General features: G+C 72.4%; 8 protein-coding genes. 3 read left to right on the plus strand and 5 right to left on the minus strand.

Translation table 11 applies throughout. The annotated features are described in order from the left end of the window. The 4 genes from infB to rimP all read right to left on the minus strand — a co-directional run. Positions 1–2,398: translation initiation factor IF-2 (gene infB, locus VGH85_21750; protein HEY2176442.1), on the minus strand; the 2,398-nt coding region annotated here is incomplete at its 3' end. A 164-nt stretch (positions 2,399–2,562) separates the two neighbouring features. Further along, positions 2,563–2,889, minus strand: a complete 327-nt coding sequence (locus VGH85_21755; GenBank protein ID HEY2176443.1) for a YlxR family protein — start codon at positions 2,887–2,889, stop codon at positions 2,563–2,565. Positions 2,890–2,892: 3 nt separating this feature from the next. Further along, positions 2,893–3,939, minus strand: coding sequence for a transcription termination factor NusA (nusA, locus tag VGH85_21760; protein ID HEY2176444.1), 1,047 nt, complete (start codon positions 3,937–3,939; stop codon positions 2,893–2,895). Continuing rightward, positions 3,936–4,415 (minus strand): ribosome maturation factor RimP, encoded by a 480-nt coding sequence (gene rimP / locus VGH85_21765; GenBank protein ID HEY2176445.1) that lies wholly within the window; start codon positions 4,413–4,415, stop codon positions 3,936–3,938. The genes nusA and rimP overlap by 4 nt, the downstream gene beginning before the upstream one ends. A gap of 145 nt (positions 4,416–4,560) precedes the next feature. Between rimP and VGH85_21770 the strand changes: the two genes are divergently transcribed. The 3 genes from VGH85_21770 to VGH85_21780 are packed head-to-tail and all read left to right on the plus strand — an operon-like array spanning position 4,561 to position 7,212. Then, on the plus strand, positions 4,561–6,192 hold the full coding sequence (locus VGH85_21770) for a molybdopterin-dependent oxidoreductase (GenBank protein ID HEY2176446.1): 1,632 nt from the start codon (positions 4,561–4,563) through the stop codon (positions 6,190–6,192). 22 nt (positions 6,193–6,214) lie between these two features. Next, positions 6,215–6,784: a ferritin-like domain-containing protein gene (locus tag VGH85_21775; GenBank protein HEY2176447.1), complete on the plus strand. Its 570-nt coding sequence runs from the start codon at positions 6,215–6,217 to the stop codon at positions 6,782–6,784. Then, positions 6,781–7,212, plus strand: a complete 432-nt coding sequence (locus VGH85_21780; GenBank protein ID HEY2176448.1) for a ferritin-like domain-containing protein — start codon at positions 6,781–6,783, stop codon at positions 7,210–7,212. Before VGH85_21775 ends, VGH85_21780 begins: the two co-directional genes overlap by 4 nt. A gap of 68 nt (positions 7,213–7,280) precedes the next feature. Here VGH85_21780 and VGH85_21785 read toward each other — a convergent pair. Then, positions 7,281–7,707, minus strand: a 427-nt coding sequence (locus VGH85_21785; protein ID HEY2176449.1) for a hypothetical protein, incomplete at its 5' end; no start/stop codon positions are given.

The raw sequence follows: 7,707 nt of genomic DNA on the forward strand, positions 1-7,707 counted from the left end.
TGTAGTACCGCACATCCACGCCCTCGCGCGCCGCGATCTCGCCGGCCTTGCCCGCTGGGCGGACGTTGAAGCCGATGACGACCGCGTTGGAGGCGATGGCCAGGTTGATGTCGTTCTCGTTGATCGCACCCACGCCGCGGCCGATGACCCGCAGGGCCACCTCCTCGATGTCAGTGCCGAGATCGATGTTGACCAAGGCATCTTCGAGCGCCTCGACCGAACCGGAGACATCGCCCTTGATGATGAGGTTGAGTTGCTGAACCTCACCGGCGGCCAGGGCCTTGTCGAGATCATCGAGCGAGATGCGCTTGCGGCTGGCGGCCAGTTGCGCGTTGCGCTCACGAGCCGCGCGCCGGTCAGCGATCTGACGAGCGATGCGGTCTTCTTCGACGACCAGGAACGAGTCGCCGGCACCGGGCACCGAGGTGAACCCGAGCACCTGCACGGGCCGCGAGGGCAGTGCCTCCTGGACCGGGTCGCCCTTGTCGTCGAGCATCGCCCGGACCCGCCCGAAGGCGTCGCCGGCAACCACCGAGTCACCGACGTGCAAGGTGCCGCGCTGCACCAGCAGCGTCGCCACCGCACCGCGACCACGGTCGAGATGGGCTTCGATCGCCACACCCTGAGCGTCCTGGTCCGGGTTGGCCCGCAGGTCCAGCGACGCGTCCGCGGTCAGCAGGATCGCCTCGAGCAGCGAGTCGATGCCGAGCTCCTGCTTGGCCGACACGTCGACGAACATCGTCTCGCCGCCGTACTCCTCGGCGACCAGGTCGTACTCGGTGAGCTGCTGGCGGATCTTCGCCGGGTTGGCGCCCTCCTTGTCGACCTTGTTCACCGCGACCACGATCGGCACCTCGGCCGCCTGGGCGTGGTTGAGCGCCTCGATCGTCTGCGGCATGACGCCGTCGTCGGCCGCGACGACGAGCACGACGATGTCCGTGGACTGTGCGCCACGGGCACGCATCGCGGTGAACGCCTCGTGACCGGGGGTGTCGATGAAGGTGATCAGGCGTTCCTTACCCTCCAGCGCCGTCGCCACCTGGTAGGCACCGATGTGCTGGGTGATGCCGCCGGCCTCGCGGTCGGCCACGTGGGTCTGCCGGATCGCGTCCAGCAGCTTGGTCTTTCCGTGGTCGACGTGACCCATGACGGTGACGACCGGCGGTCGAGCCTGCATCGCTCCGTCGTCGCCCTCGTCCTCGCCGTAGGTGAGGTCGAAGTCCTCCAGCAGCTCGCGGTCCTCGTCCTCCGGGCTGACCACCTGGATGGTGTAGTTCAGCTCGGCACCGAGCAGCTGCAGGGTCTCGTCGTTGACCGACTGGGTGGCGGTGACCATCTCGCCGAGATGGAACATCACCGTGACCAGGGCCGCCGGGTTGGCGTCGATGCGTTCGGCGAAGTCGGTGAGCGACGCTCCCCGAGGCAGCCGGACGACACCGCCGTCACCGCGTGGCACCTGCACGCCGCCGATCGACGGCGCCTGCATGTTGTCGAACTCCTGGCGCCGCTGCTTCTTGCTCTTGCGGCCCCGGACCGGACCACGTCCGCCGGGACGACCGAAGGCGCCGGCCGTGCCACCGCGACCGCGGGCACCACCGGGCCGGCCACGCAGCGGCGGGCCGCCACCGCGACCGCCACCGCCGGGTCCACCCGGGCCGCCGGGTCCGCCCGGGCTGCTCGGGCCGCCGCGGTAGCCACCGCCACCGCCGCCGCCGCCGCCACCGCCACCGCCGCGACCACCGCCGCCGGACCCACCTGGGCCGCCGGGGCCACCGCGGAAACCGCCGCCGGGACCGCCGCGACCACCACCGGGTCGAGGTGCCGGCGCGGGACGCTGCGGCATCATCCCCGGATGCGGGCGCGATCCGCCCGGCGCCGGACGCGGGCCGCCGGCCCGCGGGGCGTTCGGACGGGGTGCGCTACCGCCCGGCCTGGGTGCCGGACGCGGGGGAAGGTTCGGGGTGCCGCCCACGCCGAAGGGGTTGTTGCCGGGCCGCGGCCCGGGCCGCGGGGTCATCCCGGGCGAGGGCTGCTGCGGGCGGGGCGCCTCGGTCGGCGCCGGACCGGCGCTCGGTGCCGGCGCCGGATCGGCCGCTGCCGGCGGAGTGACCGTGTCCGCCGCCTGTGCCGGGCTGGGCACGGTCGGCGACACGGTGGGCTTGCGCGGGGGCGCCGGCGTCGCCGCCGGCTTCGGAGCGGGTGCGCTCGCCTTCGCCTTGGCCGCCGGGGGTGTCTCAGGGTGCGGGAAGGTCTCCCGCAACCGGCGCGCGACGGGCGGCTCCACCGTCGATGACGCGCTCTTCACGAACTCACCAAGCTCCTTCAGCCTGGCGAGCACCACTTTGCTCTCTACGCCGAGCTCTTTGGCGAGCTCATGTACGCGGGCCTTGCCTGCCACTGGACTCCTCGTCTCGAGGCCGGCGGGGCGCCGCACGACCTCGTTCGCTACCGGGGAAAAGCACTCATCGCTGACGTTTCATGGCCGGTTCATCCGGAACGACCTACTCTCGTCGGGAATAGTCACCCGGTCGGTGACCACTGGTGCTGTACTGCTGTCTTTCCTTACTGCTGTCCTGCCCTACCGCTCGCCGTACCCGCCATCCGCTCGACGTAGTCGCGAGCTGCGGCCGGGTCGAGTTCGCCCGCGACACGCATCGCGCGGGTGAACGCCCGCCGCCGCACGGCGAGGTCGAAGCACGTCAGGTCGGGGTGCACGGAGGCACCCCGCCCGGACATCCGTCGACGCGGGTCGGGGATGAGAACACCCCCCACCGCCACGACACGAAGCAGTTCGGACACCGTCGCGCGCGTCCTGCAACCGACACAGGTGCGGACCGGACCGGTCTTCACCCGCGCCGAATCCCGTTGACGCCCGACGGACCGTTCCACAGTCTAGCGCGGTGCCGCCGGATCGTGCTCGACCGAGGCCGTGGGGTCCGGTGCCGCATCCGGTGTCGGGTCCGGCGCGTCGCCATGAATGTCGATCCGCCAGCCCGTGAGCCGAGCGGCAAGTCGGGCATTTTGTCCCTCTTTGCCGATCGCCAGGGAGAGCTGGAAGTCGGGCACCGTCACCCGGGCGGCACGTGCTTCGGGATCCACCACCTCGACGGCCAGCACGTTGGCCGGCGAGAGTGCGCTGGCGACGAAACGCGCGGGGTCGTCGGAGTAATCCACGATGTCGATCTTCTCGCCGTGCAGTTCCGACATCACGTTGCGGACCCGTGCGCCCATCGGGCCGATGCAGGCACCCTTCGGGTTGACGCCCGACACGGTCGCCCGGACGGCGATCTTCGACCGGTGCCCGGCCTCGCGGGCCACGGCGACGATCTCGACGGACCCGTCGGCGATCTCGGGCACCTCCAGGGCGAACAATCCCCGCACGAGGTTGGGGTGGGTCCGGCTCACGGCGATCTGCGGGCCCCGGAACCCCTTGGCCACCGACAGCACGTAGGCCTTCAACCGCAGGCCGTGCTCGTAGTTCTCGCCGGGCACCTGTTCGGCCGGCGGCATCGTGGCCTCGATCTTGCCGAGGCTGACCAGTACCATGGCGCGTTCCCCACGGCCGCCGTGCTGCTGCACGACCCCGGAGACCACGTCGCCCTCGCGGCCGGCGTACTCACCGAAGGTCATCTCGTTCTCGGCGTCGCGCAGTCGCTGCAGGATGACCTGCTTGGCGGTCATGGCCGCGATCCGGCCGAAGTCCGACGGCGTGTCGTCGAACTCGCGGGCCACGCTGCCGTCCTCGGCCATCTCCTGCGCCCAGACCGTCACCGCGCCGGTGGTGCGGTCGACCTCCACCCGGGCGTGCGCCTGGGCCTGCTCATGCTGGGTGTGACGGTATGCGGTCAACAGCGCGGTCTCGATCGCCTCGATGACCGTGTCGAAGGAGATCTCCTTCTCGCGCTCGATGGCCCGCAGTGCGGTGATGTCGATGTTCACGACCCACCCCCTTCCGGACGGTTGAATTCGACCTGCACCCGGGCGTCGCGCACCTGGTCGTAGCCGTAGGTACGCCGATCACCGTCCTGCTCGAGGGTCACGCCCGCGTCGTCCGCCGACACGACCCGACCCACCGTGTCAGCCCCGTCAAGCGGGATCTGCACGAGCCGGCCGACCGCGCGTCGCCAGTGCCGGGGCGTGGTCAGTGGCCGGTCGACCCCGGGCGAGGTGACCTCGAGGACGTAGGGCGCCTGGCCCATGACGCCGTCGTTGTCGTCGAGCACCGAGGAGATCGCGCGGCTGACGTCGGCGACGTCGTCGAGGCCGACGCCTTCGTCGCCGTCGACGACGACGCGGACGAGGCTGCGCCGGCCGGCGGGGCTCACCTTGACCTCTTCGAGCTCGTAGCCCGACTCTTTGACCACCGGCTCGATCAGGGTGGCCAGATGCTCCCGCCGCGGTGACCCGGGACTCATCTGTGCCTCCCTGACGTGACGGCGTGACAGCGGTGCGGCTGGGCCGCGGTGGACGGCGGGCGCCGGACGAGCGGGCGCAATTCGGACCGAACCGCTCGGCGCAGCCGTCCGTGATACTGAGGGTAGCCGGTGGAGCGACGTCTTCGTGACCGGCCGACACGCGTCGGCCGCGACCGGCCGAGCGAGCGCGGAGGTGGACGAGACGGCCAGGTCACCGTCGACGACGAGGCGGACGCGGTCGAGGGCCCTGGGGGCGGCGCTCTGCGGTCTGGTCTCCGCGGCATTCGGCCTCGGGATCGCCGAACTCGCGGCCGCGCTGATCCGCCCGGAGGCCTCGCCGGTGATCGCGGTGGGGAACGCCGCCATCGCGGCGTCTCCGCAGAGCGTCAAGGACTTCGCGATCCGCAACTTCGGCACCGGCGACAAGCCGGTCCTCGTCGCCGGCATCGTCGTCGTCCTGGCGATCGCCGCCATGATCGTCGGAGTGATCGGGCTCACGCACCGCACCGCCGCCGCATTGGCCGCCCTGGCGCTGGGGGTGGTCGGGGCCGTCGCGGCACTCACCGGGTCGTCGGTTCATCCCCTCGACGCCGCCCCGTCGCTCCTCGCCGGGATCGGCGCGACCGCGGTCCTGATGATGCTGCTCAACCGGCTCGATCAGATCCCGGCACCCGCGGACCCGGTGACCGGCGCGATCGACCGCGGCAACCTCGACCGCCGTCGGGTCCTGGTCGCCGGCGGACTCACCGCGGCGGCAGCCGTGATCGCCGGCGTCGGCGGCCGATTCCTGGAGCGGACCCACTTCCAGGCGTTGGCCTCCCGGAGCAAGATCCGGCTGCCCAAGCCGGCCAGCCCGGTCCGGCCGCTCCCCGCCGGTGCCTCGCTCGACGTGCCCGGCCTGTCGCCGTTCCTCACGACCAACTCGGCGTTCTACCGGGTGGACACGGCGCTCGTCGTACCCCAGGTCGTCGCCGACACCTGGCGGCTGCGGATCCACGGGATGGTCGACAACCCGATGACCCTGTCGTTCCGTGACCTCACGGCGCGCAAGCTGATCGAGCGCGACATCACCCTCACCTGCGTCTCCAACGAGGTCGGCGGACCCTATGTGAGTACGGCGACCTTCCTCGGCGCTCCGCTGGCCGACCTGTTGCGCGAGGCGAAGGTGCGCCCGGGGGCGCAGCAGATCGCCAGCCGGTCGGTCGACGGATGGACGAGCGGTACCCCGACCAGCGTCGTGATGGACGGCCGGGACGCGATGCTCGCGATCGGGATGAACGGCGTCCCGCTCCCCGTCGAGCACGGGTTTCCGGTGCGGATGGTCGTCCCGGGGCTCTACGGCTACGTGTCGGCGACCAAGTGGCTCGTCGACCTGGAGCTGACCACCTTCGGGGCCTTCGACTCCTACTGGGTGCAGCGCGGGTGGTCGCAGCAGGCGCCGATCAAGACCGAATCGCGGATCGACACGCCGCAGTCGGGCGCCGATCTCACCCGGGGCCGGATCCCGATCGCCGGGATCGCGTGGGCCCAGCACCGGGGAATCCGCAAGGTCGAGGTGCGGGTCGACGACGGTCCCTGGCACGAGGCGACGCTCGCGCTGGAACCGTCGGCCGACACCTGGCGGCAATGGGTGTGGCGGTGGGACGCCACCGCCGGCCAGCACACCCTCGCGGTCCGGGCCACCGACGACGAGGGCGTCACGCAGACCTCCGCCGTGGCCGATCCGGTGCCCAACGGGGCGACCGGTTGGCACACGATCCAGGTCAGCGTGCAGTAGGCGTCTGGAACACTGGCCGACGATGCCGACCATCAGCCGGTTCCCCGGGACCCCGCACGCACCGGTGGCGCGGCCCGCCGTACGGCGCCGCGAGTTGCTGGGCGCCGCGCTCGGCACGGTCGGACTGGCGTTGGTCGCCGGGTGCACGAGCACGCCGGCCGCCCGTCCACGACCCACTCCGACACCGACGGGGCCCGATCCCCAGCTGGCCGACCTGACGAACGAGCAGGTCCTGCTCGCGGCCTACGACGCGACGCTGCGGGCGCATCCGACGCTCGCCGACCGGCTCCGGCCGGTTCGCGCCGACCACGCGGCCCACGTCACCGCCCTCCGCCGGCTGCTCACCCCGGCCGGCGGTCATCGCCGTACGAGTGCGTCACCGACCCCGCCGGCGCCGACCGCGTCGCCGGTCCCGACCGACCCCGCCGCGGCCCTGGCCGCGCTGCGGACCGCCGAGCAGTCGGCGTACGCGGCCCGGACCCGCTCCTGCCTGGCGGCCGCCACCGACCGTGCCGCGCTGCTCGGCAGCATCGCCGCGAGCGAGGCCAGCCACGGCGTCGTCCTCGGGTCCTCCGACGGCACGACCTCGTGACGCGCCGCGAGGTCGAGGCACTGCAGGGCGCGCTGGCAGCCGAGTACGCCGTCGACTGGGGCTACGACCTCGTCGGCGGCAAGGTGCCCACCGCGCTGCAACCGGCTGTGCGGACCGCGCAGGCCCCGCACGTCGACCTCCAGTCGGTGGCGGCGGCGGCGATCCGCGCCCGGCACGCCGATCCGGTCGCGCCGCAGCCGGCGTACCAGCTGCCGTTCCCGGTCACCGGCGAGCCGTCCGCCCTCCGCCTCGCCGCGCACCTGGAGGACGGCGCGGCGGCCGCGTGGCGCTTCCTGCTCGGCACGACCGCGGATCGGGCGCTGCGGCGTACCGCCGCCGGCGCGCTGTCGGCGGCCGCCGTGCAGGCCACCCGCTGGCGGGTGCGGGCCGGCACGTCGCCGGCCAGCCAGCCCTTCCCCGGCATGTGACACCTCCGCCCGAATCCCATGATCAAGAGGGGATTCGTACGGCGTTTCGTGCCGGAATCCCCTCTTGATCACCGGACGGCGGGGGCCGTGGGGGCGTCGGAGCCGGGGTAGAGCAGGCAGGCCACCTCGGCGCGGTCGGCCGGGGTGAGGATCGGGTCGACGCCGTCGTGGAACGTGATGGTCACGCCGGCGTCGTCGACCGAGCGATCGAGAATGCCCTTCCAGAACGGGTCGTCCGGGGACTCCGAACGGATCCGGTCCAGCAGCTCGGCGACGTCGGCCCCGCTCCGGCCGGAGCCTGCGGCCAGGCGCGCGGTGTGACCGGGTACGTCGAGGACGTCGAGATCGCCGATCACCGGTCGCTCGTCGTCGTAGGCCTTCTCGCCGAGCTCGGTCCAGCGGTTCTCCAGCATGGTCCGCAGGTCGCGGGTCTCCCAGCCGCACCGGTCGAAGGCGACCGGGCAGCGGGGGTGGAACGAACAACCCAGCGGCGGC

Source organism: Mycobacteriales bacterium (assembly GCA_036497565.1).
Classification (GTDB): Bacteria; Actinomycetota; Actinomycetes; order Mycobacteriales; family QHCD01; genus DASXJE01.